Source organism: Acinetobacter sp. P37 (assembly GCF_057480965.1).
Genome location: NZ_JBLIYY010000005.1, coordinates 161,776 through 188,114 on the forward strand (window position 1 = coordinate 161,776; position 26,339 = coordinate 188,114).

The window sequence follows — 26,339 nt, forward strand, 5'->3', positions numbered from 1 at the left end:
GATAACGTCATCCGCTGTTGTTTAAGGCAGGATTGCAGATGAATAGTCATGTATTTGCAATACATCTGTTAGAAGCCGGTAGTGGACGAGTTCAGCGGATGACAATGGTTTTGCCTACTTTTCCCGAAAGAAAAGTAGGTCGAACCGAATGTTGACCTTTAAATATAAACGTAAATGAAAAGACACCGATTTGAGCGTGTTAAGTGTTTAAAAAAGTTTGGAAAAGGAGCCAGCAGAAGTGAATAGCATCCCGATAGTGGAACTGCATAGCTCCACAGAAAATAAAATTAAAACAACGCAAACCACTTGTCCATATTGCGGTGTCGGCTGCGGCGTGAGCGCAACAGTTGAACAGACAGCTTTAGGGCAAAAAGTGAGCGTGACTGGCGATGCGAACCATCCATCAAACTATGGCAAGCTGTGCATTAAAGGCAGTAACTTAGCCGATACGATTGGATTAGAAACACGTGTTTTACAGCCGATGCTTGGGCGTCAAACATCACTATTTCATACTCGTCAGGCTACAGATTGGAACACAGCAACAGCACTGATTGCCAAAAAATTTCAGCAATGTATAGATCTTTACGGACGTGAAAGCATCGCTTTTTATGTGTCGGGCCAACTGCTGACGGAGGATTACTATGCCGTTAATAAATTTGTCAAAGGCTATTTAGGTACAGCAAATATTGACACCAATTCACGGCTTTGCATGTCATCGGCTGTGGCGGCACATAAGCGTGCATTTGGTGAAGACCTTGTACCAGCAAGCTATGAAGACTTTGAGCATACAGATATGGTGGTGCTGGTCGGATCCAATACAGCATGGTGCCATCCCGTGCTGTATCAGCGCATTATAAAAGCCAAAGAAAAACGTGATTTGTTCGTGGTGGTCATTGATCCGCGCTTTACCAGTACCTGTGAGGCTGCAGATTTGCATTTGCCAATTTTACCGGGGCAAGATGTCGCACTGTTCAACGGTTTGCTGCAGTATTTAGTACAAAATAATCATAGTGATGTAGATTTTATCACCAAACATACTCAAGGTTTGGCGCAAGCGCTGGAGCAAAGTAAAACAGAAGCTTCTATGACAGCAGTTGCTGAGCGTACAGGTATTTCTTTAGAAAAATTACAGCTATTTTTTGAAAAATTTGCGCAAACTGACAAAGTTATGTCGCTATTTTCGATGGGGGTTAATCAGTCTTCGCGCGGTGTAGACAAAGCCAACAGTATTATTAACTGCCATTTGCTGACTGGCAAAATCGGAAAATTAGGTGCAGCGCCTTTTTCTATGACAGGTCAGCCCAATGCAATGGGTGGCCGCGAGGTTGGCGGCTTAGCCAATATGCTGGCTGCGCACTTAGATGTCGATAACACAGCGCATCAGGCATTAGTACAAGAGTTTTGGCAAAGTCCATTTATTGCCAATAAAGCGGGATTAAAAGCGGTTGATCTGTTTCAGGCGGTTGAAAGCGGCAAAATAAAAGTCATCTGGATTATGGCTACTAATCCTGTAGTTAGCTTGCCAGATGCAGATCAAGTCAAACGTGCCTTAGAGCAATGCGAGTTTGTAGTGGTGTCGGATATTTGCAAAGACACAGACACAGCAATATATGCAGATGTGCTTTTACCTGCATTGGGCTGGGGTGAAAAAGACGGAACCGTTACCAATTCTGAACGCCGTATTTCACGTCAAACTGCTTTTTTATATGCGCCGGGTGAAGCCAGAGCAGACTGGTGGTCTATTGCACAAGTTGCGAAAAAGATGGGTTATAGCGGTTTTGACTACAGCAGCAGCTATGACATATTTATTGAACATGCAAAATTATCTGCTTATCAAAATGCGCCTTTAGATCAACGTGATACCACTGAGTCTTTTCGCTACTTTAACTTGCAGGGTTTAAGTAAGTTATCTGCACAAGATTATGCTGAATTAAAGCCCGTGCAATGGCCAGTTTGGCAGTTAGATCAGAGCGCTGATGCAGTCAGCCGTTTGTTTGCAGCAGGCCAATTCAGCCATGCCGATGCCAAAGCTAAGTTTGTAGCAACAACCGCTATTGACCCTTTGAACAAGATTTGCGGCGAATATCCGCTGGTTTTAAATACTGGCCGTATCCGTGATCAATGGCACACCATGAGCCGTACGGGTTTATCTGCAAACTTGAGTACACATATCGCCGAACCATTTTGTGAAATACACCCGCAAGATGCACTGAAGTTTGGTGTTAAAGATGGTGAACTGGTTGAGGTGAAATCTAACTGGGGCTTATGTATTTTACGTGCACAGGTCAGCAGTAAAATTCGACGCGGTCAAATTTTTGCGCCAATTCATTGGAATGACCAAGTCGCATCGGATGCGCGTATTGGCAAAGTGGTGAATCCTGTGGTCGATGCACTATCTGGTGAGCCTGAATTTAAACATACACCTGTATTTGTACAGCCGTTTTATACACAGTGGCAAGGTGTACTGTATGTACGTGACGGCTTTGAGCAAATGGTGCAAAACACCATTCAAAACACGGTGTGGTGGACCAAAATTAAAACAGCGAAAGCGACACGTTTTGAGTTGGCAGATCGTAAAAAATTTAGAAACACGGTTCAGCAGCTGAAAACATTACTGCCATTTACCGATGAAAGCTTTGAATGGCTGAATTTGGAAGATCAAACTGCCGATTTGAGTCATACCGTGGTGCTGCAAGATGGGCATTTAATTGCCAGTCTATATATTGCGCAACGCTCTATGCTGCCAGACCGTGATTGGATTGCTGGCATGTTTAAGCGTGAACGACTAAGCGCAATGCACCGCAAAGCGCTGCTTGCAGGTCAGCCGATGAACATGACCAACAGTGCAGGTCCGCTGGTGTGCAGCTGCTTTAAAGTCGGTAAAAATACCATTATCGAAACCATTAAAGAAAAGAATATTACTCATGAAAAACAAGTTACTGCATGTTTAAAGGCTGGCGGCAATTGCGGTTCGTGCTTATCAGAAATTCGAGGCTTAATTAAAGCCTGTCAGACGGAGTACGCAGAATGATGAAGAAAATCACCAAATCAGTAGGCTATCCAGAAACAGACTTGGTTATTTTGGCGGGCGGTCAGGCCCGCAGAATGAACGGCATGAATAAAGTGCTGCAAAAATTTGATAATGAAATTCAGCTGATTAAGATCCATCAGCAGTTGAAATCACGGGCTGAAAATGTCTGGATCAACAGCCATCGCGATCATTCGATTTATAAACGGCTCATTCCCTCGATCCGCTTTTATCAAGATGATGAAGCCGGATTTTTAGGGCCATTGATGGGGATGAAAAGCGCGTGGTCACATGTTGAGTCTGATTATGTTTTGTTTGTCCCGTGCGATGTGACCTATATCCCGAAGAAAGTGCTTTCGAGATTGCATCAGGCCATGCAGCGGGATCCCTTGTGTGAAGTAGCTGTAGTGGAAATTAATGGCAAAGCGCTGTATCCATTTTGTTTGCTGAAACGAAGCAGTCTCACAATGCTGCAGGTGTATCTTGATCAAAAACAGCGCAGTTTAAAGGGGTGTTTTAGTAAAATGCACATGCAAGTTGCACGTTTTCAAAATAATGCACTCTTTTTTCACAGCATTAACTCTCTAGATGAGCTGCAGCAGCACCGTCAGCTGAATTTTCTCTAAAAGCTGTACCTTTTGCGGAGCTTTCATTTCAAATAATGAGCCTAATGTGCTGTTTTTGAACCCAGAGAGAAAATCTACAGCCAATATGAAGCTTTTGAGCATGATATCTAGAGATAAAACAGACTGCTTTTATACCTTAGATAATGGGCTTAACGGCAATTTATATTTTTAATTGCTATTAGTTATTTATAAGTTATTGATTTTGTGTGTCAAAAAAACAAACCAAATCCTCTGAAATAAATATTCAAAAAAGCGCAAAGTTGGAACACTTATTGCAATTTTTACTGCAAGAAAAGAGGGCGCAAAATTTGTACTGAGCTAAGACAGGGCAAATGACAGCACCATGGAAGATATACATGAACAGCATGACACAATTACAGCCAGCGACCATTTTTAAGGATCAGTTTGGCCGTGAAAAACGCAAGTTGCGCATTTCAGTGACAGACCGCTGTAATTTTAAATGTGTCTATTGTATGCCTGAACATCCTGAATGGATGAAAAAACATAATCTTCTTAGTTTTGAATCACTTTACAATTTTTGTGAGTTTATGGTGCTGCGCGGGATTGATCAGATCCGGATCACGGGCGGCGAACCGCTCATGCGTCAAGGCGTTGTACATTTTATTGAACAGCTGCAGCACCTCAGAAAGCTAGGCCTTAAACGTATTTCCATGACAACCAATGGACATTATCTGAAGCAATATGCACAGGCCCTAAAACAAGCTGGCCTAGATGGCATAAATATCAGCTTAGACAGTTTGGATGAAGCGCAATTTTTCCAGCTGACACAAAAACAATTACAGCCTGTATTAGATGGGATTGAAGCAGCTCAGCAAGCGGGCTTTGAAATCAAAATCAATTCCGTGTTAATCAAAGGCTTGAATGAACAGCAAATCATTCCATTAGCAAAATGGGCGCTGCAAAAAGGTTTCGAACTACGGTTTATCGAGTTTATGCCGCTGGATGGCGATCAAAACTGGTCTAAAGCTGCGGTCGTTACCGAACAAAACATACTGGATAAACTCAATACTGTTTTTGAAGTGCAAACACTGCACGGTCAAGGCACATCGCCAGCCAGATCATACTTAATCAACGGCTTGCCTATAGGCATTATTTCAACCATCAGCAATTCTTTTTGCGGCAGCTGCGACCGTTTGAGACTGAATGCGCAAGGCGAGTTTTTTAACTGCCTGTTTGCCCGAAAAGGTTTAAATCTCAGCCATGAAATTCAGCAGCTGAAAAGCAGTAAAACAACAGAGTTAATGCCGCTCGATGCAATGGCTTTGCAGCAAAAATTAGGCAGTTATATTTGGCAGAAGGAGCAAGGCTTTCATGCCATAACAGCTCAATCCAGTCCATCTAGAAAAATCAGCATGCATATGATTGGAGGTTAAAGATGACTCATATCACCATCAAAATAGAATCTTTTGGCGCTATTGAACGCCTGCTGCCAGAGAATTTGAGTCTGACTTGCTTCGCACAGCAGTCGATTGCAGAGGTTTTGCAGCAAGTTACAGATCAATTTCCGGAGTCGTTCAGCATGCTTGAACGCTGCGCCTGCGCTATGGGAGAAGACATTGTGCCAAGGCAAACCGCATTGATGCAGGACAGTACCGTTGTGCTGTTGTCACCTGTGGCGGGAGGCTGAATATGGAGCTCAAGCATATTTCACGCATACAAGACACGGTATTCAGCCAAGCCGATTTTGACAGCATTAAGGCATTTCCTGAATGCGGCGGTATAGGTGTATTTATAGGCGCGGTGCGTAATCACCATGAAGGCAAAGCGGTAAAAGCTTTGAAATATACCGCTTATGCGCCTGTGGCTGAAAAAATGATCCGGCAAATTGAACAGGAAATTCAAGCCAAATACGGCGTGTCATATGTACGGGTTGTACACCGTATTGGCGCGCTGCAGGTCGGTGATACCGCCATTATCGCCATGGCCTATGCGCCGCACCGACGTGAGGCTTTTGCTGCCTGCGAAGAAGCGGTTGAGCGGGTTAAGCATGAAGTTCCGGTCTGGAAAGAAGAGTTTTATATGGACGGCAGCAGCCAATATGTAGAGGGCTGCTGTATTCGTAAAGATCATGTGCCCAAGGCGACAATTCATGCAGCGCAGCATGCTCATATTCATGGCGAGTCATGTGAACATGCACATCAAAACAGCCGTCAGACCATGCATTTGAACGCCAATATTTACCAATGGCACCTATAAAACTCCAAATTTAATACTGCAGACGCAAATGAATAAGATAAGGACTAAGCAATGAAAAATGTGGGCATGAAAGCGGAAAGTTACCGTACAGCCATTGCAACTGGAATTCTGCATGCGCCGCCACATTGCATTGAACTGCTGCGTAATGGCAATACAGAAAAAGGCGATGCGCTGAAAACCGCACGGATTGCAGGTATATTGGGCGCAAAACGCACGGATGAACTCATTCCGCTGTGTCATCCGCTGCCGATCTACCGTGCAGATGTCGAATATGAATTATTTGAGGCGCATGTCGAAATCAGTGCTGTGGTCGAAACCATTGGCCCAACGGGTGTGGAAATGGAAGCATTAACTGCGGTCAGTCTTGCCGGTTTAACGCTGTATGACATGCTGAAACCGCACTGTGAGCCTGAAGATTTATGCCTAGATCAGGTGAAACTGCAAAAGAAAAAAGGCGGTAAATCACATTTTACCCGTGTATTGAAAGAAAGCTTATCGGCGTTGATTATTGTGCTTTCAGATACGGTTGCTGCCGGTAAAAAATCAGATACTGCAGGGCAAAATGTCCTCGAAATTTTAGAAGAAGCAAACTTCAGCAACATCAGCTATCAAGTGATACCGGACAGTCCTGAACAGCTTTTGGCTCTTATTGAACAGCATAAGACGCAATATCCGCTGATTTTGACCGTGGGCGGTACAGGTCTAGGCCAGAAAGATTTAACCGTTGAAACCATTCAGCCGCTGTTAAAACGGGAAATTCCAGGGCTGATGGAAGCATCCCGCAGTTTTGGGCAGAAACGCACCCCTTATGCGGCCCTCAGCCGCGGTGTTGCCGGCTATATTGATGACAGTTTAGTCATTACACTGCCGGGCAGCAGACAAGGCGCAAAAGAATCATTGATTGCCATTTTACCTGCCTTGGTGCATCTATTTGATGTGCAGAAGAATATTCCGCATGCAGGAGGCTACCAATGAACCAAGCCGTATTGCACGCAGGCTGCGGGGCCGAGGCTGGACTGATTTCAGTGGACGAAGCGCTTACGCTGATTCAGACACATACGCAAAGTTTAGCGCATGAAACTTTGGCGCTTCAGCACGCTTTAGGCCGTTATTTGGCGGCAGATGTGCATTCACCAATTCAGCTGCCTTTATTTGCGCAAAGCGCAGTGGATGGCTATGCCATTTGCGCAGCGGGTGAAATTAAACCCGGCGCGCAATTTAAGCTGATTGGAGAAATCCGCGCAGGGCAAACGGCTGAAATAAGCTTAAAAGCAGGGCAAGCTGTCCGCATATTTACTGGCGCGCCGATACCTGAAGGCACGGCAACTGTAGCGCGGCAAGAAATTGTAAAGGCGGATAGACAGCAGATTGAACTGACTGCAGCCTTAAGCCCGCATGCAGATATTCGAGATGCAGGTGAGGAAATTTCATTTGGACAATGTTTAGCAGCGCGTGGTCAAAAGCTGACGGTTGGATCAATTGCAGCGCTCAGTATGGCTGGTATTTCACACTGCGAAGTTTTTGCCTATCCGAAAATTGCGGTCGTAATTACAGGTGATGAAGTTGCGCAAAATATAGAAGATTACCGTGCTGGTAAAATATTTGATGCCAATGCGCCGCTGATTTTAGTATGGTTTCAGTCGCAGCACGTCCAAGTTGAAGTGATCCATATTGCAGATGAAAAACAGGCGGTTTTAGATTTATTCAACCGTTTAAAAGACAGCTTTGATTTAATTTTAACGACTGGCGGCGTATCTGTAGGTGATTATGATTTTGTTCGGCCGGCAGCCTTGGACATCGGTTTTCAGCAAATTTTCTGGAAAGTGAAACAAAAACCCGGCAAACCGATGCTGTTTGCACAATATCGACGTCCTGACAGCAGTTCCTGTTATTTACTCGGACTGCCGGGCAACCCCGCTGCAGTCTATGTCGGCATGCAAATTTATACAGATAGATTATTGAAAGCCCTACAAGGTCAAACACCTGCGCTGGACTGGTTCAGCGCAGTCATGACACATGACCTAAAAGCAGATGCACGTGAGCGGTTTTTAAGAATGTCGGCGCACTTTGATAAGCAAGGCAAGCTTCAACTAACCAGCCTGTCTAAACAGCAGTCGCATATGTTGAGCAATTTAATGCAAGCCAATTGCATTGTTCGGATTCCTGCAGGGCAGTCTGTGCAAGCAGGACAAATTCTTCAAGGCGTATTTATTCAGCATTAGGAGTTTGCTATGCGATTCAAATTTATTTTAGCAGTAGGACTGAGCTTCATTGCTGGCGCATCTAAGGCGGAAACAGTCAAAATTTATGCTGCAGCCAGTTTAAGCAATGCTATCAGCGATATTGCAAAGCAATATCAGGCACAGAATCCAGACATCAAAATTGTACCGGTATTTGGCGCGTCATCTGCTTTAGCCAAACAGATTGAAGCCGGTGCGCCAAGTGATTTGTATTTTTCAGCAGATGTGGACTGGATGAATTATTTGGTGCAAAAACAGAAAATACCTGCAAAGCAAGTATTCAACATGCTAAGCAATGATTTGGTGCTGATTACGCCTAAAGCGGTGAATATGCAATTTAAGGCCGTGCCGCAGTTTAATTTTGCCAAGGCATTCAAAGGTCACTTATGTACAGGGCAAATGGAGTCTGTACCTGCTGGAAAATATGCCAAACAAAGCCTAACCAAGTTGGGCTGGCTATCAAGTTTGAATGGAAGGATTGTCGGGACAGATGATGTACGATCGGCTTTGGCTTTTGTTGAACGCGGTGAGTGCCAAGCGGGGATTGTTTACCGTACCGATGCGCTGATCAGTTCTAAAGTTAAAATAGCCGGGATTTTTCCAAATCATACTCATCAACCGATCATTTATCCATTGGCTTTAACACATCAAGGCGCAGCTAAACCTGAGGCAGTGAAGTTTTACCGTTATCTTAAAGACCATGCGCAAAGCAAAATGCTTTTTAAGCATTATGGCTTTGGTGTGAAAGGCTAAAGCATGCTCAGCCCAGAAGAGTGGAGCGCCTTGTTTCTGTCGGCTAAGGTTGCCGTTTGCGCCACTGTATTTTGCTTGCCATTTGCTATTGGGCTGGCTTGGGTGCTGGCGCGCTATGAGTTTCATTTGAAATTTTTAGTCGAAGCGCTGTTACAAATGCCGATGGTGCTGCCGCCGGTGGTTTTAGGTTATCTGCTATTGGTGCTGTTTGGTTCAAATGGCTGGATCGGCAAGCTGCTCAATGAATGGGGCATTCAACTGGCTTTTAATTGGAAAGGCGCCGTTTTAGCATCCATGATTGTGTCATTTCCGCTGATTGTGCAGCCGATCCGTTTGTCTTTTCAAATGATTAATCAGCAGCTGGAGCAGGTTGCAGGCTCACTAGGCGCGCATCCGTTACGGGTATTTGCATCAATTAGCCTGCCGCTGGCATTGCCGGGCATTTTAATCGGGAGCATTTTAGGATTTAGCCGAAGTTTAGGCGAATTTGGCGCAACCATTACCTTTGTGGGTAATATTCCTGATGAAACCCGAACCATTCCAATTGCTATCTATTCGCTGATACAGCAGCCCAATGGCGAAGAATCCGCAATGCGTTTAGTGATCCTTTCACTGCTGGCGGCTTTTGGCGCATTGATTGCCAATTATTATATTTTACAGCGCTATCAGCGAAAACTCGGAGCAGGCCATGCTTCAGTGTGATTTTCAGTTTCAATATGCAGATTTTCAATTGCAGGCTCGGCTGCAGATGCAAGAACAGTTGCTTGGCATTATGGGGCCATCAGGCAGCGGCAAGTCTACGCTGCTGAAAAATTTGGTTGGTTTGCTGCAGCCGCAGCAAGGTTATATATTGCTGAATCAGCGTGATGTGTTCGATACGGCGCAGAAGATTAACGTGCCGATGCATCAACGCAGTATTGCGCTGATTTTTCAAAAAGCATGGCTTTTTCCGCATATGAATGTGCAGCAAAATCTGCAATATGCGGAGAACTTAGGCGCTCAGGAAAATGCGAAATTTAAATTTGAGCAAGTGACTAATCTGCTTGAGTTACAGCCACTGCTCAAACGGCGGGCGCATGAACTTTCTGGCGGTGAGGCGCAGCGCGTTTCCATAGGACGCGCATTGCTGTCACAGCCTGACTTACTGCTGTTAGATGAACCGCTGACAGGACTGGACCGCAGGCTGAAAGATCAAATATTGCCATTTTTAAACACGGTGAAAGAACAGTTGGCGCTGCCGATGATATATGTTACGCATCATGGCGATGAGTTAGATTATTTAAAAGCCCATATTTTGTATCTAGAAAATGGTCAAATAAGTTTTTAAATAAATATAAATTATATAAGTAATAACAGTGAATTAGATGAAAAAATGGTATTAAGCTGCATCTTAAAGTTTTGATTAGAACTATGAAAAACTCATTTTCTAGATTAAATTGTTACAAAACAAGGGAGAACACAGCGTTTTCCCTTTTTTATTCCTAATGATCTTGGAAATAATGATTTGTACGACTGACCGTGCAGACAGGGAATCTAATCGATGCATGATGATAGCTTAGCCACACATAATTCAACTGCAAAACTGGGTGCAGGGCTATCTAATCGGCATATTACAATGATCAGTATTGGTGGTGTAATTGGTGCTGGACTGTTTGTTGGATCATCTGCTGCGATTGCAAAAGCAGGGCCTGCCGCCGTTCTTGCTTATATTACTACCAGTATTTTGGTTTTTTTAATCATGCGAATGTTGGGAGAAATGGCTGTAGCTCAACCTGACACCGGCTCATTTTCAACCTATGCAAGAAAAGCCATTGGGCCTTGGGCGGGCTTTACCATCGGATGGTTATATTGGTGGTTTTGGGTTTTAGTTATTCCAATTGAAGCAATCGCTGGTGCAGAAATTCTGCATGCATGGTTTCCTTCAATATCAAGTGCTGTATTTGCGACATTCTTTATTGTGCTTCTCAGTTTAGCGAACTTTTTTAGTACTCGGAGTTTTGGTGAGTTTGAATTTTGGTTTTCTCTGATAAAAGTCTTGGCTATTATAATTTTTATCGCCATTGGACTCACCGCCATATTGGGGTTTTGGCCCTTAGAACCTAATGTAAGTGGTGTAGAAAATCTGTTTAAAAATGATGGATTTATGCCAAATGGCCTGGGTGGTGTACTTTCAGCAATATTGATTTCAGCATTTTCTTTCTTTGGTGTAGAAATACTGTCTATCGCTGCAGCAGAATCAAAAGATCCTGAACAAAAAATTAAACGTGCAACCAATTTAGTACTGTATCGGGTCATCTTATTTTTTGTGGTTTCAATTTTTATAACGGTTGCACTGGTAGATTGGCGTTCACCACAATTACAACAATTAGGCACTTTCCAATATGTCTTGGTCAGTTTAAATGTCCCTCAATCAAAATTGATTATTGATAGTGTAGTCTTTATTGCGGTTGCAAGTTGTATGAATGCTGCACTTTATAGTTCATCAAGGATGCTATTTTCATTGGGGACACGCAAAGAAGCACCTCAATGGGTCACATCAATTAATGCCTCTGGTGTGCCTGCAATTGCAGTATTGGCATCGTCTGTAGTGGGCTTAATTTGCTGTGCAGTCAATTATTTATTTCCAGGCCAAGTATTTGGATTTTTACTGTCTACAACAGGTTCAATTGCCTTATTGGTTTATTTAGTGATTGCATTTTCACAGCTTAAATTGAGAACACAAATCGAAAAAAATGGAACTGAGGTTGCGTTTAAAATGTGGCTATTTCCATGGCTCACATGGGCAGTCATTTTGGTGATCTTAAGTGTGCTGATCTATATGTTTTTATCTCCAGCCTATAGTTATGAAACTTCATTATCTTTAGGTGTTACGACATTGGTGGTTATCTGCGGCTTAGTTGTGACAAGAAAAGCTAAGTTGAAGCATGATTCAGAACTAAATTAAAAAAGTTTCGCTGATAAAAATCGTAATCATGAACCAATGGATTGTTTTTAGAATGTGCCGTGTCAGGGGATTAAAGCGAATGCGTTACGTTATATCTCTATGGCAATCCATTTTTAAGACAAATTCAAAGATTCACTTGACCTTCGACCGACTCCAAGCTTTATAATCGTTAAAATTTTCTTGATTGATGCAATATGCGTTCTGCGACATGGATAACAGTCTTAGTTGGATTATTCATGTTCCAAAGCCTTTGGAACGTGGCAGCCGCTTTCTGTGTGCATGAAGAGCAAACTCAAGTTGTTCAAAGCTATCATTTTGGTCATCATCAAAATACCTTATGCGTCAGCAGTGAAACCAATCCACAGCATTCGTTGCATCAAGCATCTGATGAATCCAATAGCAAGCCAATCAAAAATACCGCAAGTGATCTGCAACTCGGTGAAGATTATCAACAGTATTTGCCGTCTATGACGCATTAGATTGTACAAAACCAACAATCGATTATTTTTATTGCGCACCAGGCCTTTGAATATTCGCCAAAATTTGTTTGGACGAATCTTTATCAGACGCCTGATCTCTTTCTGCAAACACCTCCTCCTGTTTATGCCCCGCTAATGGCGGGGTAGCCTAAAACATTCCCGCCACTTTTTTTTAATAAATGAGTGGGAAAAATCATGTCTTTATATTTTACGGCGTTTATACGCCTAGGCTTAGCTGTTGGTATTTCGACGGCCTTAAAAAGTACTTTTGCTAAAAATGTCAGCAATTTCGAATCTGCATTTGCCAAGGTACAATACGACCAAGCACAAACAGATATTTGGCTACTACCAGTGCTTTACCGCTGCCTTAATACAGCTCGATCTCAATTACGGTTCATTCATTAGACAGAATGGATCGTATGGACTCAGGATTTATCAATATTTAAAATCAGCAAATCAGCAAATCAGCATAAGCCGATATTCACCTGCATTTTCAACAGGTGCGCGGTGCACACAAGGTAAAACTGGCTGTGTAGGATGATCCACCGCTAAACGCCATAGATGACCATTGCCTAAATTTACAGGCACAGCATTGTTTTTGAGTTGATAATGTAAATCAAAAAAATATTCCTTTAAAAAGTCATCAAACTCTGAGTCAGGGCCATCGTATAAAGCTTTGAGTTGATTTCGTATTTCAGGAATTAAGATTTTTTGTGTGACTTGATCATTTGGCACAATATCACTGGAAGCACCATAATACGTACATAAAAAGGTATCGGTAGCGATGGGTGATCTATCAACATGAAAAGAATAAACATCGGTTGAGATGAAATCGAATTCATCATCGCGTTCATAACATTTAAGCAAATTCAGCGAGGGTGATGCACCAAATGCTGTTAATTGTTGCATGTCATTTAAAATGATTTCTCTAGCTAAATGACCTTGCGCTGAAAGCTTTAATTCCATCAGATCATCTATAGAAACTTCAGTAATATTTTCAATCAGTTCGAGTTTTTTGACTACTTCTTTAAAGTCACCTTGTAAGCTACGTTGCCAACAAAGCGCATTCATTTGACCTTCGAAATGACGATGAATCAATTCAGAAAATGTAGTGACTACACCAATTTGAGGATACTGGGAAAAAGGATTGCTCATAATAGGGATCGAATTAAATCTGAGGCGAAAATACTGCGTGCAAGGAATAGCTAGAAGGATTCAGCAGTTTCATTTTATCTTAAAACACAAACTGCTATACAAGATTATTTGAGCTTAGGTATTAATCGTTATGCTTTCTGTTTGGCTTTTTGGCGTAAGACATACAAATATAAGCTTTCTACTTTTTCACGTGCCCAAGGTGTAGTACGTAAGAATCGTAGTGATGATTTAACGCTTGGATCTATACAAAAACATCTAATTTCAATTTTACGGCTTAAGCCCTCAAAACCGCCGTAGTAATCCAATAATTCATCCAAGATGTCAGCAAGTTTTTTGCCGTGTAAAGGGTCATTGGAGGTGCTCATATTAGATCAATCGTATTTTGGGAGACGATCATTATAACCCGAGCGAGTTGAAAAAGTGGGAGCTTGAACTGAAATGTGATTCATATTCAATATTTAACATATTTCCGAAGCCATTTTGCAAGACTAAGATTTCTTAAAAACAAAGAAACACTCTGGATAAGATCTTGGGTATGAAGATTTATAAGCGTAAAATTAATAAAAGAAGAATTGACATTCAGAAAATAATTAATTTAAACAATTCATTTTTAGTTAGTCAGCTTATACTTCTTTTGACTGTTTATATATGCAGAAATTTATAAGCATCGGTCAAGAAAAAACTCGGATTGAAAAGTCCGAGTCAGGTCTTATTTTTAATGACAGGGTGTGCAAGTCATTTAAAAAATCTAAACGCTTAGATTATTTCCAAATAAATGGCGATTTCTTTTGTGCATTCTCAGCTTCATCGGTTGGTTCCAGTGTAATACCTGTGCGGTCTTTAAGTACACAGATTGCAATGAAAGCAATAACAGCCATAACCGTCAGATAGGTGCTTACCAAGAAAATGCCGTTAGCTTTAGTGATTAAAGCTGCAGCAATCAGGGGAGCAAATGCACCACCAATGATTGAACCCAGTGCATAAGTAATCGAAATACCAGAGAATCGAATAGATGCAGGAAAGAGTTCAGAATAATAAACAGCTTGCACACCATAGGTGATTCCAATTCCCATAGCGAGTATTGCTAAACCAAGCATAATGTATACATATTCACCAGTGCTAACCAATGGGAATAAGAATAGTGCAGTTAAAATTTGGATGATTGAACCTAAAATATAAATAGGTTTTCGACCAAATTTATCGGACATGACTGCTGAAAGCCAAGTAAAGAATGTCCAAATGACTGCAGAAGTACAGACTAAACTCAAAATTGTTGGTCGATCTAACGCCATGCCATTTGGATTAGTAGTAAAGCTTTGAATGAAACCGCCTGCTGTCATATAACCAAGTGAAGTTGTACCAGCAGTAAGAAGGGAAGCTGTTAAAATAAGTTTTTTATACTCAGAAAATAGTTCCCGTATTGGTTTTTTTGCTGTGCCTTTACGCTCTTTTAATTGTTCGAACACTGGACTTTCTTCAACGGAGCGACGAATCCAATAGCCTAAACCAAATAAAATAATACTGAGTAAAAATGGTACGCGCCATCCCCATTCTAAAAATGCGTCACCAGGAGAAACATAAGCGGTCATAATCACCAGAACAAAGGATGCAAGTAACAAACCTAGTGGTACACCTAACTGTGGAAATGAACTAAATAAGCCACGTTTTTTGGTAGGAGCGTGTTCAACAGCCATTAATACAGCTCCACCCCATTCACCACCTGCAGAAATACCTTGTAAAATACGCAATAAAATTAAAATGATCGGAGCTGCGATACCAATATTCTCATAGGTTGGAAGTAAACCAATCATGGTCGTTGTCCCACCCATCAAAAGCAAAGTCATAGCGAGTACAGCTTTACGTCCTAATTTATCGCCAAAGTAACCTGCAATAAAAGCACCAAAGGGTCTGAAAATAAAACTAATACCAATCGAGGCGAAGACTAATAGGGTTCCGAAAGCAGGTCCGGCAGGTGTAAAAAAAAGTTGGTTAAAAACTAAACCTGCAACAGCAGCATAAATAAAATAATCATACCACTCGATGGTGGTACCAACGATGGTTGCTAAAGCAATTTTCTGTGTCCTCGATTGTTCGGGGATATCCATTGCAAGTTCTGGTGTATTCATTTCTATTTGCGAATTATTCATGCGAAATTCCTTTTATTCATGTCCATAAAACTACCTACTTTGATTAAAATGGCAGGTTGCTTGATGCAACCAACTGTTTCTAAAACCATTGTTTTGTCATTCATTTTGCAACTTCCTGTGCAAAGCTATTATTGAAATATATTTGATACATTTATTATTTATTTTAGTTTTAAAAAGTATCATTAATCGAATTTAGGTTGAAATTCATTGTTCGTCAATGTTATTTACAAAAAAAAGATACAGATAAATCTATAATATAAAAAAAAGGAATCATATTGATTCCTTTTTTGGTTGAGTCGAAATTATACATCACGCTCGACAAGCGTTAAGATGTCATAGGTTGCAACCAATTCACCGCGTTGGTTTTTCACTTTAATGTCCCAAACCACCACGCCGTGTGGTTTTTGTTCAGGATCACGCAACGCTTTAGGTGTTTTTTGCTTGCAGGTCAGTTCCACTTGAATGGTGTCACCAATTTTGACCGGCTCAACAAAACGTAAATTATCCATACCATAGTTGGCAATGACTGGGCCTGCTGCAGCATCGACAAAGAGACCCGCTGCGGCAGACACAATAAAGTAACCATGCGCAACGCGTTCACCAAATAATGATTCTGCAGCGGCAATTTTATCCATATGTGCATAGAAATAGTCGCCACTCAAACCACCAAAATTAACGATATCTGCTTCGGTAATGGTGCGGCGTGCTGTTAGTAAACGCTCTCCAATACGCAGTTCATCAAATGATTTTTTAAATGGATGCACGCGATCTTCAAAGACTTGTGCACCTGCTGTCCAGCGATGACCAATTTGGGTTAACACATTTGGTGAGCCTTGTAATGCTGTACGTTGCATATAATGTTTGACTGCACGTAAGCCTCCTAATTCTTCACCGCCACCTGCACGACCAGGACCACCATGGACTAAAAGTGGTAGGGGTGAACCATGGCCAGTACTTTCACGCGCACTTTCCGTATCTAAAATATGCAGACGACCATGCCATGGTGCAATTTTTGCGACTAAGCTTTCAATATTTTCATCCGCATTGCGTACAATGGACGCCACAAGACTGCCTTCACCTTTTGCAACCAAGGTTGCCAACTCGCTTTCTGTGCTATACGGCATCAGTGTGACCACAGGGCCAAAGGCCTCAACCTGATGGACGTGTTGTGCATCAAGTGGTTGACGGCAAAGTAAGACTGTAGGTGGATATAAGGCTGATTTTTCATGATATGCACCATTTACCGTGATATCTTGGCGTAAATGACTGCCAAAAATAATGTCAGCATCTTGTGCCAATATTTCGACTTTTTCTGCAACATCGAGCTTTTGTTTATAGCTCGCCAAAGCACCCATCGTCACACCTTCTTGGCTTGGATCACCCAATACGACTTTTTTCAGCTTCTCAATTAAACTCTGTTGCACCGTCTCTAATAAAGCCGTAGGGACAAATGCTCGGCGAATCGCGGTACATTTTTGTCCGGCTTTGGTGGTCATTTCACGGAAAATTTCACGGACAAACAAATCAATGCTTTCATCTGAGGCTTGGGTTGTCAGGATGGCACTGTTGACTGAATCGGCTTCCATACTAAATGGAATGGAATAGGCATTTAAATGCGGATGTGCACGTAATTTTTGTCCCGTTGAGGCAGAACCAGTAAATGTCACGGTGTCCTGTTCATTTAAATGTTCAAAGAGATCGTAGGTTTGACCGCAGATCAGCTGTAATGCACCTTCAGGCAAGAAACCACTTTCATGAATGGCTTTCACCACCGCATGGGTCAACTGAGCACCTTCTGTTGCAGGTTTTACAATACACGGCACACCCGCCAATAAAGTCGGTGCAATTTTTTCCAACATGCCCCAAATCGGGAAGTTAAAGGCATTGATATGTACTGCTACGCCGGCTTTGGGACTCAGTAAATGCTTGGCACCAAATGAACCGTGTTTAGACAGTTGAATAAAATCATCTTCAATCCAAACTTTTTCATCGCTCAGCTCACGGCGGACTAAACTTGAGTAGGCAAATAATGTGCCGATACCACCTTCGATATCAATCCACGCATCTTTACGTGTACAGCCCGTTGCTGCGGCAAGGGCATAGTAGTCTTCTTTACGTTCCAATAAGTACTGTGCAATTTGCTTTAATGCATTGGCACGTTGATGAAAGGTCCAATTGGCAACACTTGAACCATGCGTTTTGGCATATTGCACCACGGCTTGAGTGTCAATGCCATGACTACTGACTTGGTAAATGGCTTGACCTGAAATGGCGTGAAATACTGTACGTAAGTCTACTGATGCAACGTATTCTTGTCCAAGAACCAATGAGCTTAAGCGCAGTAAAGATTCCGATGGCTCATATTTGCCATCCACTGAAATGGTATTGTCTTGTGAATTTTGCTCAAGATCCAACATCGATATAACTCCATTTATGATACGTTGTTAATATTAAATTTATAATATGTGTTTCATAAATTGCATTCAAAAAAACAGATTGTCAATCAAATTCCCTGTTAAAAAAATTATTTTTTAGTATGAAAAAAATATTAATTAAATAAAAACAATATCTTATTAGTAGATGTTAAAAATATTTATATGATACCAATAAAAAGCAATTGAATTATTTTTTGTATCGTATTAATTTAAATCTAACGACACTTGGGATAAGTGAGACAACATGAACACGCAACAACAAAGATTTGATGACAACATTGTCAATAATGTATCGATTGAGCCAAAGGATTGGATGCCAGACGCTTATCGTAAAACTTTAATTCGCCAAATTGGACAACATGCACATTCTGAAGTGATTGGTATGTTGCCAGAAGGCAATTGGATTACCCGTGCGCCCACCTTAAAACGTAAAGCGGTATTACTTGCCAAAGTACAAGACGAAGCAGGTCACGCGTTATATCTCTATAGCGCAGCTGAGACCTTAGGCGCAGATCGTGACGATATGATGGATAAACTGATTGCAGGCCGCATGAAGTATTCATCAATCTTTAATTATCCAACCTTAAGTTGGGCAGATGTCGCAGCCATTGGTTGGTTGGTCGATGGCGCGGCGATTGTCAATCAGGTTGCTTTATGCCGTACCTCGTATGGTCCTTATGCACGTGCCATGGTGCGTATTTGTAAAGAAGAAAGTTTCCATCAACGTCAAGGCTTTGAAGCCATGATGCGTTTAGCAGAAGGCACACCTGAACAAAAACAAATGGCGCAAGATGCAGTCAATCGTTTTTGGTGGCCTGCACTCATGATGTTTGGTCCAAGTGATGACAATTCACCGAACAGTGAACAAAGCATGAATTGGAAAATTAAGCTGTTTAGTAATGATGCCTTACGTCAAAAATTTGTGGATAACACCGTGCCACAAGTTTTACAGCTTGGTTTAACTGTGCCAGATCCAGACCTGAAGTGGAATGAAGAGACCGGTCATTATGAGTTTGGTGAAGTGAATTGGACTGAATTCTTTAATGTGATCGCAGGTAAAGGTCCATGCAACCATGAACGTATTGAAGCACGTCGTAAAGCATGGGAAGGCGGCAAATGGGTTCGTGATGCAGCAGCAAGCTATGCCAAAAAACAACAGCAATTCAATGATACGCGCAAAATTGCATAAGCATTTAAGTCATCAATGACATACAGGAAGTTTAATCATGGATAACAAAAACAATTGGTCTTTATACGAAGTCTTCGTACGTAGCAAACAAGGTTTAAGCCATCGACATGTGGGTAGCTTACGCGCACCGGATGATGAAATAGCCTTACAAAATGCGCGTGACGTGTATACCCGTCGCAACGAAGGCATCAGTATTTGGGTGGTCAAATCTGAGTTAATTACTTGTTCACAACCAGATGAAAAAGCGGAGTTTTTTGAACCACATTTGGATAAGGTTTACCGTCATCCAACCTTTTACAACATTCCACACGGCATTGAGCATATGTAATTGGAGGATCACAGCATGACCAATAAAGTTTTATCCGAATTTCTATTACACATTGGTGACAGCCAACTGATTTTGTCACATCGTTTAGCGGAATGGTGTGGGCATGCACCTGAACTTGAGCTTGATATTGCACTTGCGAATATTGGCTTGGACTTATTAGGTCAGGCACGTACTGCGCTTTCACTGGCAGGGAGTATTGAAGGTTTAGGACGTGATGAAGATCGTTTAGCGTACTTTCGAACTGAGCGTGAATATCGCAATTTACTGCTCTGTGAACAACCCAATGGCGACTTTGCACAGACCATCGTACGTCAATGGTTAATGGATCATTATCATGCCTTGTTATTTGCCGCGTTAAGCAATAGCAACAATGCCGAACTGTCTGCCTTTGCGATTAAGTCTCTCAAAGAAGTGAAATATCACCAACGTTTTTCAACAGCTTGGATGGAGCGCTTAAGTCTGGGTACGCAAGAAGCACATGACAAGGTGCAACATGGTTTAAATCAATTGTGGCGTTTCACCGAAGAGCTATTTGCACTGACTAACGATGAAAAACAATTGGTAGAAGCCGGCATTGTTCCTGACTTAACAATATTACCTGCGAAATGGTTAGAACTGATTCAATCGGAATTAACGCGTTTCGAGCTACAACTACCACAAGAGGGAGCCTACCGTAGCGGAGCCAAGCAAGGTTTACATACTGAACATTTAGGTTATGTCCTTGCCGAGTTGCAATATTTACAACGCAGCTATCCAGAGATGGTGTGGTAATCACAGCGTTCACAGGGAGTGAGTGACATGAACCGAATTCAACACGTTGAGCAGCAATGTTGGGAGATTTTACAACAGGTGTCTGACCCAGAAATTCCGGTGTTATCGGTCTTGGATTTGGGCATGATTCGTGGTGTAGAACTCAATGCAAGCCAAGAGATTGTGGTGCGTTTGACCCCAACTTATAGCGGTTGTCCTGCCACTGATTTACTCAAAGACGAAATCAAAACAGCGTTGTTGGCGCATGACATTCACCCTGTCAAAGTAGTGGTGGATTTATCTGAGGCATGGACCACGGATTGGATGAGTGAATCAGGTAAAGAAAAGCTACGTGAATACGGTATTGCACCACCACAAGGTTCATCTCATCTGTGTGGTACGCATGTGGCGCTGACGGATGGCGTGGCTTGCCCACATTGTGGCAGTGTAAATACACAGCTGTTAAGCGAGTTTAGTTCTACTGCATGTAAAGCCTTATACCGCTGCCAAGACTGCTTAGAACCCTTTGATTACTTTAAATGTATTTAATCTAATGGACATCGATGTGCGCTGAACAGCACAGCAACAAAATAAAAGAAGGATTTTAACAATGAGTCAATTTATTCCCTTAACCATTAAATCAATCCAGCCGCAAACGGAAAATGCCATTTGTATTTCTTTTGCTGTGCAAGATGAACAAGCCTCAGCGTTTCAATATCAACCAGGTCAACACCTGACTATTCGCCATCTCACAGAGCAAGGTGAAATTCGTCGTTGCTATTCGATTTGTAGCGATGTGCAAGAAGATATGAGTATTGCCATTAAAAAAATTGACCAAGGTCAATTTTCAACGTGGGCGAATGAACACCTCAAAGCAGGGGATGTGTTAGAGGTGATGCCACCTCAAGGGGTGTTTTTCCAAAAAGCAGCAAAAGTCGGTGGACAACATTATTTAGGTTTTGCTGCAGGCAGTGGAATTACGCCAATTTTATCCATCGTGAAATCAGTGCTGAATCGTCAGCAAGATGCCACATTTACACTGGTTTATGGCAATCGTTCATGGAAACAAACCATGTTTGCTGAACAAATCATGGATCTTAAAGATCGCTTTCATCAGCATTTGCAATTGGTGAATATTTTTTCACGTGAATTGAATGACAGCGAGATCTTTAACGGTCGTATTGATGCTGAAAAGCTCCAGCAGTTGGCCAAAGCCGGTTTGATTCGTACAGATACTGATCACTGCTTTGCCTGTGGTCCAGAAGAGATGATGACGGCCGTTGAGGAAATTTTGCCGACGCTAGGGATTGAGCGCAGCAAGATTCATACAGAACGCTTTAATACAGGTACGACTACAAAAGCATCAGCACAACAAGTTGCGCAACGTAGTGAAGAAAAGGTCAACATTATTTTAGATGGTCGTGAGTTGATCATTGAGGTATCAAAACAAGATGACAGTATCCTCGATGCCGCATTACGTGCAGGTGCAGATTTACCTTATGCCTGTAAAGGTGGGGTGTGTGCCACCTGTAAGTGTAAGGTGCTTGAAGGTGAAGTCGAAATGGCCATCAACTACAGCCTTGAAGAGGATGAAGTTGCAAGAGGTTATGTCTTGAGCTGCCAAGCCCGTCCAACCACTGCCAATGTACGCTTAAGTTTTGATGAATAACGCTGTGTGGAATGAAAGTATGGACATGCAATATCTAAAAAGTAGTTCTCCAAAAACCGGTGTGGTGCTCATTGAACTGAATCGCCCTGAAAAACGCAATGCCTTAAACAATGCCACATTGCAAGAGCTCGCGGATTATTTAACAACCTTAGATAAAGACCGTGAAGTGCGTGCAGTCGTGATTACAGGTCATTCACAATGCTTTGCTGCAGGCGCAGACTTAAATGAATTGGCACAGCTTGATGTGGTCAGCATTCAACAGGATCAACGACCACAGTTGTGGAAGCGGATTGATGAGTTTTCAAAGCCTTTAATTATGGCCGTCAACGGTTATGCCTTAGGTGCAGGTTTTGAATTGGCATTGCATGGTGACATTGTGTTGAGTGGTGAAAATGCACAATTTGCTTTACCAGAAATTGGTTTAGGCATGTTGCCCGGGGCAGGTGGAACACAGCGTTTGGCACGTCTCGTCGGTCAGCAACTGTGTATGCGTTGGGCAATGACAGGTGAAATGATCAGCGCCCAGACCGCATTGCAACACGGGATCAGCAGTCAAATTTGCCCAACAGCTTTAACGGTGCAATATGCCGTTGAATTGGCAGAAAAAATTGCCAAGCAAGCACCCTTAGCGATTCGTGTGATTAAACAGTCGCTAAAAAGTATTCATGAAGTGACCCTAAGCCAGGGTTTAAAACTCGAGCGTCAACATTTTGTGTGGTTGGCAGCAACCCAAGATCGTCACGAAGGCATTCAAGCTTTCTTAGAAAAAAGACAACCCGCATTTAGAGGTGTGTAATGGATTACCAAACAATTATTGTCGAAGAAAAAAATGCAGTCGGTTATTTAACGTTTAATCGTCCAAAGCAACTCAATAGCTTTAATGAAATCATGCATCAAGAAGTCTCAGGAGTTCTCAAAGCATGGGCAAAAAATGCTGAGATTCGTGCAGTGGTGATTTCTGCGGAAGGTCGAGGTTTTTGTGCAGGACAAGATTTAAGCGACCGCGTGGTTGATCCGAATGCCGATGCACCTGATTTAGGCCGCTCGATTGAAATGTATTATAACCCACTGATCAAACTGATTACTGAAATGCCGAAACCAGTGCTGTGTGCAGTGAATGGTGTAGCAGCGGGTGCAGGTGCCAACATTGCTTTGGCGTGTGACATTGTACTGGCTGCAAAATCAGCATCCTTTATTCAAGCCTTTTGTCGTTTAGGTTTAGTTCCAGATTCGGGTGGAACATGGTTTTTGCCACGTTTGGTTGGTCGTGCACAAGCAATGGCTTTGGCTATGCTTGGCGATAAGATTCCTGCTGAGCAAGCACAACAATTGGGCATGATTTGGCAAGTGGTTGAAGACGAAAAACTGAAAGCCGAAGCCAGCAAATTGGCAGAACATTTAGCGACACAACCCACTTATGGTTTGTCATTGATTAAAAAAGCCATTCATGCTGCAGCAGCTAATAGCCTCGATGAGCAATTGATTTTAGAACGTGATTTACAGCGTTTAGCAGGGCGTAGCAGTGACTATCGTGAAGGCGTACAAGCCTTTATGCAAAAACGTACACCACAATATACAGGATGCTAAATCATGGCAGAACTTCACTTACAGCATGCCCCTGTGGCAGTGATTGGTGCCGGTACCATGGGCATCGGCATTGCACAATTGGCGGCCATGCATGGCCATCCGACCCATGTGTATGATGTCGATCCACAACGTGTAGAAAGTGCTTTTGCTGCACTAAAACAGCAATTACAAAAACGTGTAGATGCCGGAAAAATGGCGGCTGATCTCTTGCAACTGACCTTGTCCAATTTAAACGTGGCAGCGGATTTACACGAATTAGCAGACAGCCAACTGATTGTAGAAGCGATTGTAGAAAACAAAGACGTTAAACAAAAGCTATTTCAACAGCTTGCTGATATCTGCTCGCCTGAGACGATCTTTGCATCCAATACATCTTCAATCTCGATTACTGCGATTGCTGCCAATATTCCACATCCAGAACGCGTGGTCGGTTTGCATTTCTTTAACCCCGCACCAGTGATGAAGTTAGTGGAAGTGATTGCAGGCTTAAAAACAGACCCAGCAATTTCTGATGCTTTAGTCAGCTTGATGACAGCATGGAAAAAAGTGCCAGTACGTGCCAAATCCACCCCAGGGTTTATCGTCAATCGTATAGCACGTCCTTATTATGCAGAAGCCTTCCGTGCCTTGCAGGAAAATGCCACCACACCTGAGCAGCTTGATTTTATCATGCGTGAATGTGGACGCTTTTCGATGGGGCCGTGTGAGCTGACCGATTTAATTGGCCAAGATATTAATTTTTCTGTCACGCAGAGTGTCTATAATGCCTTTTTTGATGAACCGCGTTATCGTCCATCCTTAATTCAAAAAGAATTAGTCGATGCAGGTTGTTTCGGTCGCAAAACTCAACAGGGTTTTTATGACTATCGAACGGAACATTCTAAAAAAGTGTATCAACTCCCTGCGATTTACAGTAAATCACCTGAAAAAATTGAGGTGGTGGTCAAAGGTGATTGGTCACATTCACAGGGTTTGATTGCGCTGTTGCAACAATCTAAACATATTCATCTGAGTATTGAAGCGGCGCCTACGGCTGAAATTCTCATTGGTGATGTGTCTTTACGTTTATCAATGGGGCAATCTGCCGAAATTGATTATGCATCACAAAAAGTGGTGTTGATGGATTGGCATGGCGATTGGTCACAAGCCAAAGCCATTGCAGTTACAGCTTCACCAGCGTGTACAGCGATAGATCAAAAAGCGATTGAACAGTTGTTTATCGGTCTAAATATTATTCCGATTTGGTCTCAGGATCATCCTGGCTTATATGTGCTGCGCAGCATTGCCATGTTGGTCAATGAAGGATGCGAGGCCGTTTTACATCAAATTGCGTCTGAACAAGACATTGATGCAGCCATGAAATTTGCTGTGAATTATCCTAAAGGACCATTCCAATGGGCACAAGAATTAGGATACAACATTATTTTACAGACTTTGCAAAATCTGTATCGTATTTATGGTGAAGAGCGTTATCGTCCTAATCTATATTTATTAAAAAAAGCGGCACAAGGACATGTGTCAACGCAGCAGCCATTACGCGCTGCCAGTTAAGGATAAAATGATGCAAGACGTATTTATTTTTGATGGGATTCGTACCCCAATTGGGCGCTATGCCGGTGGTTTAAGTAGTATTCGTACCGATGATTTGGCTGCATTGCCAATTCAGTACTTGAAGCAACAACATCCAAATTTGCCTTGGACGGAGGTCGATGAAGTGATTTTGGGTTGTGCCAATCAAGCCGGTGAAGACAATCGTAATGTGGCACGGATGGCAAGCTTGCTTGCCGGTTTACCTGACAGTGTACCTGCCATTACCGTGAACCGTTTATGTGCTTCAGGTCTTGATGCAGTGGGGCTTGCTTCACGTGCGATTAAATCGGGTGAAGCGCAGTTTGTATTAGCGGGTGGGGTGGAAAACATGTCACGTGCGCCCTTTGTTCAGTCTAAACCGACGAGTGCATTTAGCCGTACACCTGAAATTTTTGATACCACTATTGGTTGGCGTTTTATCAATCCGCTATTTAAAGCCAATTTTGGCGTCGACAGCATGCCTGAAACTGCTGAAAACGTGGCAGAAAAATACAATATCAGCCGTGCCGATCAAGACCAATTTGCCTACAACAGTCAGCAAAAAGTCGCAAAAGCACAGGCTGAAGGTCGCTTTGAGCGTGAGATTCTACCAGTTGAGATTAAAAGCAAAAAAGGTGTAGTGCGTGTTGCTCTAGATGAACATCCACGTGCAGAAACCACACTAGAGGCTTTAAATGCACTTAAAGCACCATTTCGTAAAGAAGGCGGTTCGGTCACAGCAGGCAATGCATCAGGTGTTAATGATGGTGCTGCATGTTTACTCTTAGGTAATAACGCCTTTGCTGAGCAGCATGGTTTAACTCCCCAAGTGAAAGTTTTAGGGATTGCAAGTGCTGGTGTAGAAGCACGTTATATGGGTATTGGGCCTGTACCTGCAGTGCGTAAAGTTTTAGCACAAACGGGCTTAACTTTAGAGCAAATGGATGTGATTGAACTCAATGAAGCCTTTGCCGCACAAGCTTTAGCTGTGATTCGTGAACTGGGTTTAGCGGATGATGATGCACGTATCAATCCAAATGGTGGTGCCATTGCTTTGGGCCATCCACTTGGCATGAGTGGTACACGTTTAGTCCTTACCGCAATGCATCAACTGAAAATTCAACAAGGAAAATATGCGCTGTGCACCATGTGTGTGGGCGTTGGGCAAGGTGTTGCCTTAATACTCGAAAATATCAATTCAGGACGTAATTGATTGACATAAA

Annotated in this window: 26 protein-coding genes; 22 read left to right on the forward strand and 4 right to left on the reverse strand. The window is 42.5% G+C overall.

Annotated features, from left to right (window positions below; all coding sequences use genetic code 11):
* Positions 1-238 precede the first annotated feature (238 nt).
* The 13 genes from AC25JC_RS06470 to AC25JC_RS06530 all read left to right on the forward strand — a co-directional run bounded on the left by AC25JC_RS06470 (position 239) and on the right by AC25JC_RS06530 (position 12,692).
* On the forward strand, positions 239-3,031 hold the full coding sequence (locus AC25JC_RS06470) for a molybdopterin-dependent oxidoreductase (RefSeq protein WP_486923702.1): 2,793 nt from the start codon (positions 239-241) through the stop codon (positions 3,029-3,031).
* Entirely contained in the window at positions 3,031-3,654 is a 624-nt protein-coding gene (mobA, locus tag AC25JC_RS06475; RefSeq protein WP_373687160.1) for a molybdenum cofactor guanylyltransferase, read from the forward strand. The genes AC25JC_RS06470 and mobA overlap by 1 nt, the downstream gene beginning before the upstream one ends.
* Positions 3,655-4,010: 356 nt before the next feature.
* Entirely contained in the window at positions 4,011-5,048 is a 1,038-nt protein-coding gene (gene moaA, locus AC25JC_RS06480) for a GTP 3',8-cyclase MoaA (protein ID WP_486923703.1), read from the forward strand.
* Positions 5,049-5,050: 2 nt separating this feature from the next.
* Positions 5,051-5,302, forward strand: coding sequence for a MoaD/ThiS family protein (locus AC25JC_RS06485; protein ID WP_180011191.1), 252 nt, complete (start codon positions 5,051-5,053; stop codon positions 5,300-5,302).
* Positions 5,303-5,304: 2 nt separating this feature from the next.
* Positions 5,305-5,871, forward strand: coding sequence for a molybdenum cofactor biosynthesis protein MoaE (locus AC25JC_RS06490; RefSeq protein WP_486923704.1), 567 nt, complete (start codon positions 5,305-5,307; stop codon positions 5,869-5,871).
* A 51-nt stretch (positions 5,872-5,922) separates the two neighbouring features.
* Entirely contained in the window at positions 5,923-6,846 is a 924-nt protein-coding gene (moaCB, locus tag AC25JC_RS06495; RefSeq protein ID WP_180093921.1) for a bifunctional molybdenum cofactor biosynthesis protein MoaC/MoaB, read from the forward strand.
* Positions 6,843-8,093 (forward strand): molybdopterin molybdotransferase MoeA, encoded by a 1,251-nt coding sequence (locus tag AC25JC_RS06500; protein ID WP_180173312.1) that lies wholly within the window; start codon positions 6,843-6,845, stop codon positions 8,091-8,093. Before moaCB ends, AC25JC_RS06500 begins: the two co-directional genes overlap by 4 nt.
* 9 nt (positions 8,094-8,102) lie before the next feature.
* Positions 8,103-8,864, forward strand: coding sequence for a molybdate ABC transporter substrate-binding protein (modA, locus tag AC25JC_RS06505; RefSeq protein ID WP_249679806.1), 762 nt, complete (start codon positions 8,103-8,105; stop codon positions 8,862-8,864).
* A gap of 3 nt (positions 8,865-8,867) precedes the next feature.
* Positions 8,868-9,566, forward strand: a complete 699-nt coding sequence (modB, locus tag AC25JC_RS06510; protein WP_180009449.1) for a molybdate ABC transporter permease subunit — start codon at positions 8,868-8,870, stop codon at positions 9,564-9,566.
* The gene (locus AC25JC_RS06515) at positions 9,553-10,191 is read left to right on the forward strand and encodes an ATP-binding cassette domain-containing protein (protein WP_111884669.1); all 639 of its coding nucleotides are present in this window, start codon (positions 9,553-9,555) and stop codon (positions 10,189-10,191) included. Before modB ends, AC25JC_RS06515 begins: the two co-directional genes overlap by 14 nt.
* A 213-nt stretch (positions 10,192-10,404) precedes the next feature.
* Complete coding sequence (locus AC25JC_RS06520) at positions 10,405-11,808, forward strand: amino acid permease (RefSeq protein ID WP_249679807.1); 1,404 nt, start codon at positions 10,405-10,407, stop codon at positions 11,806-11,808.
* A 194-nt stretch (positions 11,809-12,002) separates the two neighbouring features.
* Entirely contained in the window at positions 12,003-12,287 is a 285-nt protein-coding gene (locus tag AC25JC_RS06525; RefSeq protein WP_486923705.1) for a cation efflux protein, CzcI-like, read from the forward strand.
* Between the two features lie 195 nt (positions 12,288-12,482).
* A complete protein-coding gene (locus AC25JC_RS06530) occupies positions 12,483-12,692 on the forward strand; it encodes a hypothetical protein (RefSeq protein WP_486923706.1) in 210 nt (69 codons plus the stop codon).
* 51 nt (positions 12,693-12,743) lie between these two features.
* Here the strand turns inward: AC25JC_RS06530 and AC25JC_RS06535 are convergent, their stop codons facing one another.
* The 4 genes from AC25JC_RS06535 to paaZ form a co-directional block, all read right to left on the reverse strand.
* A complete protein-coding gene (locus AC25JC_RS06535; protein ID WP_486923707.1) occupies positions 12,744-13,442 on the reverse strand; it encodes a DUF1826 domain-containing protein in 699 nt (232 codons plus the stop codon).
* Positions 13,443-13,570: 128 nt separating this feature from the next.
* Positions 13,571-13,807 carry a VF530 family protein gene (locus AC25JC_RS06540; RefSeq protein WP_078193741.1) on the reverse strand — a complete coding sequence of 79 codons (237 nt, stop codon included), beginning with the start codon at positions 13,805-13,807 and terminating at the stop codon, positions 13,571-13,573.
* Positions 13,808-14,203: 396 nt separating this feature from the next.
* Positions 14,204-15,589, reverse strand: a complete 1,386-nt coding sequence (locus AC25JC_RS06545) for an MFS transporter (RefSeq protein WP_233943956.1) — start codon at positions 15,587-15,589, stop codon at positions 14,204-14,206.
* A 302-nt stretch (positions 15,590-15,891) separates the two neighbouring features.
* Positions 15,892-18,006, reverse strand: coding sequence for a phenylacetic acid degradation bifunctional protein PaaZ (paaZ, locus tag AC25JC_RS06550; protein ID WP_486923708.1), 2,115 nt, complete (start codon positions 18,004-18,006; stop codon positions 15,892-15,894).
* 262 nt (positions 18,007-18,268) lie between these two features.
* On the opposite strand from paaZ, the gene paaA reads away from it, so the two are divergent.
* The 9 genes from paaA (at position 18,269) to pcaF (ending at position 26,329) form a co-directional block, all read left to right on the forward strand.
* The gene (gene paaA / locus AC25JC_RS06555; RefSeq protein WP_111884663.1) at positions 18,269-19,213 is read left to right on the forward strand and encodes a 1,2-phenylacetyl-CoA epoxidase subunit PaaA; all 945 of its coding nucleotides are present in this window, start codon (positions 18,269-18,271) and stop codon (positions 19,211-19,213) included.
* Positions 19,214-19,250: 37 nt separating this feature from the next.
* Positions 19,251-19,541: a 1,2-phenylacetyl-CoA epoxidase subunit PaaB gene (paaB, locus tag AC25JC_RS06560; protein WP_078193737.1), complete on the forward strand. Its 291-nt coding sequence runs from the start codon at positions 19,251-19,253 to the stop codon at positions 19,539-19,541.
* Positions 19,542-19,556: 15 nt separating this feature from the next.
* Positions 19,557-20,312, forward strand: coding sequence for a 1,2-phenylacetyl-CoA epoxidase subunit PaaC (gene paaC, locus AC25JC_RS06565; protein ID WP_078193736.1), 756 nt, complete (start codon positions 19,557-19,559; stop codon positions 20,310-20,312).
* Positions 20,313-20,339: 27 nt separating this feature from the next.
* A complete protein-coding gene (gene paaD / locus AC25JC_RS06570) occupies positions 20,340-20,840 on the forward strand; it encodes a 1,2-phenylacetyl-CoA epoxidase subunit PaaD (protein WP_180172010.1) in 501 nt (166 codons plus the stop codon).
* 61 nt (positions 20,841-20,901) lie between these two features.
* Positions 20,902-21,960, forward strand: a complete 1,059-nt coding sequence (gene paaE / locus AC25JC_RS06575; protein WP_486923709.1) for a 1,2-phenylacetyl-CoA epoxidase subunit PaaE — start codon at positions 20,902-20,904, stop codon at positions 21,958-21,960.
* 25 nt (positions 21,961-21,985) lie between these two features.
* On the forward strand, positions 21,986-22,756 hold the full coding sequence (locus tag AC25JC_RS06580; protein ID WP_486923747.1) for an enoyl-CoA hydratase-related protein: 771 nt from the start codon (positions 21,986-21,988) through the stop codon (positions 22,754-22,756).
* On the forward strand, positions 22,756-23,547 hold the full coding sequence (gene paaG, locus AC25JC_RS06585; protein WP_180084975.1) for a 2-(1,2-epoxy-1,2-dihydrophenyl)acetyl-CoA isomerase PaaG: 792 nt from the start codon (positions 22,756-22,758) through the stop codon (positions 23,545-23,547). The genes AC25JC_RS06580 and paaG overlap by 1 nt, the downstream gene beginning before the upstream one ends.
* A gap of 3 nt (positions 23,548-23,550) precedes the next feature.
* Positions 23,551-25,098, forward strand: a complete 1,548-nt coding sequence (locus tag AC25JC_RS06590) for a 3-hydroxyacyl-CoA dehydrogenase (RefSeq protein WP_486923710.1) — start codon at positions 23,551-23,553, stop codon at positions 25,096-25,098.
* 10 nt (positions 25,099-25,108) lie between these two features.
* A complete protein-coding gene (pcaF, locus tag AC25JC_RS06595) occupies positions 25,109-26,329 on the forward strand; it encodes a 3-oxoadipyl-CoA thiolase (protein WP_180079110.1) in 1,221 nt (406 codons plus the stop codon).
* Positions 26,330-26,339: the final 10 nt, after the last annotated feature.

Coding starts and splice junctions, on each gene's coding strand:
- moaA (WP_486923703.1), top strand. CDS start 4,011: ATGAACAGCATGACACAATTACAGCCAGCGACCATTTTTAAGGATCAG.
- paaD (WP_180172010.1), top strand. CDS start 20,340: ATGAACCGAATTCAACACGTTGAGCAGCAATGTTGGGAGATTTTACAA.
- mobA (WP_373687160.1), top strand. CDS start 3,031: ATGAAGAAAATCACCAAATCAGTAGGCTATCCAGAAACAGACTTGGTT.
- paaE (WP_486923709.1), top strand. CDS start 20,902: ATGAGTCAATTTATTCCCTTAACCATTAAATCAATCCAGCCGCAAACG.
- AC25JC_RS06540 (WP_078193741.1), bottom strand. CDS start 13,807: ATGAGCACCTCCAATGACCCTTTACACGGCAAAAAACTTGCTGACATC.
- paaG (WP_180084975.1), top strand. CDS start 22,756: ATGGATTACCAAACAATTATTGTCGAAGAAAAAAATGCAGTCGGTTAT.
- AC25JC_RS06545 (WP_233943956.1), bottom strand. CDS start 15,589: ATGAATAATTCGCAAATAGAAATGAATACACCAGAACTTGCAATGGAT.
- AC25JC_RS06535 (WP_486923707.1), bottom strand. CDS start 13,442: ATGAGCAATCCTTTTTCCCAGTATCCTCAAATTGGTGTAGTCACTACA.
- paaA (WP_111884663.1), top strand. CDS start 18,269: ATGAACACGCAACAACAAAGATTTGATGACAACATTGTCAATAATGTA.
- AC25JC_RS06530 (WP_486923706.1), top strand. CDS start 12,483: ATGTCTTTATATTTTACGGCGTTTATACGCCTAGGCTTAGCTGTTGGT.
- modA (WP_249679806.1), top strand. CDS start 8,103: ATGCGATTCAAATTTATTTTAGCAGTAGGACTGAGCTTCATTGCTGGC.
- paaZ (WP_486923708.1), bottom strand. CDS start 18,006: ATGTTGGATCTTGAGCAAAATTCACAAGACAATACCATTTCAGTGGAT.
- paaC (WP_078193736.1), top strand. CDS start 19,557: ATGACCAATAAAGTTTTATCCGAATTTCTATTACACATTGGTGACAGC.
- AC25JC_RS06490 (WP_486923704.1), top strand. CDS start 5,305: ATGGAGCTCAAGCATATTTCACGCATACAAGACACGGTATTCAGCCAA.
- modB (WP_180009449.1), top strand. CDS start 8,868: ATGCTCAGCCCAGAAGAGTGGAGCGCCTTGTTTCTGTCGGCTAAGGTT.
- AC25JC_RS06520 (WP_249679807.1), top strand. CDS start 10,405: ATGCATGATGATAGCTTAGCCACACATAATTCAACTGCAAAACTGGGT.
- AC25JC_RS06590 (WP_486923710.1), top strand. CDS start 23,551: ATGGCAGAACTTCACTTACAGCATGCCCCTGTGGCAGTGATTGGTGCC.
- AC25JC_RS06485 (WP_180011191.1), top strand. CDS start 5,051: ATGACTCATATCACCATCAAAATAGAATCTTTTGGCGCTATTGAACGC.
- paaB (WP_078193737.1), top strand. CDS start 19,251: ATGGATAACAAAAACAATTGGTCTTTATACGAAGTCTTCGTACGTAGC.
- AC25JC_RS06515 (WP_111884669.1), top strand. CDS start 9,553: ATGCTTCAGTGTGATTTTCAGTTTCAATATGCAGATTTTCAATTGCAG.
- pcaF (WP_180079110.1), top strand. CDS start 25,109: ATGCAAGACGTATTTATTTTTGATGGGATTCGTACCCCAATTGGGCGC.
- AC25JC_RS06525 (WP_486923705.1), top strand. CDS start 12,003: ATGCGTTCTGCGACATGGATAACAGTCTTAGTTGGATTATTCATGTTC.
- moaCB (WP_180093921.1), top strand. CDS start 5,923: ATGAAAAATGTGGGCATGAAAGCGGAAAGTTACCGTACAGCCATTGCA.
- AC25JC_RS06500 (WP_180173312.1), top strand. CDS start 6,843: ATGAACCAAGCCGTATTGCACGCAGGCTGCGGGGCCGAGGCTGGACTG.
- AC25JC_RS06580 (WP_486923747.1), top strand. CDS start 21,986: ATGCAATATCTAAAAAGTAGTTCTCCAAAAACCGGTGTGGTGCTCATT.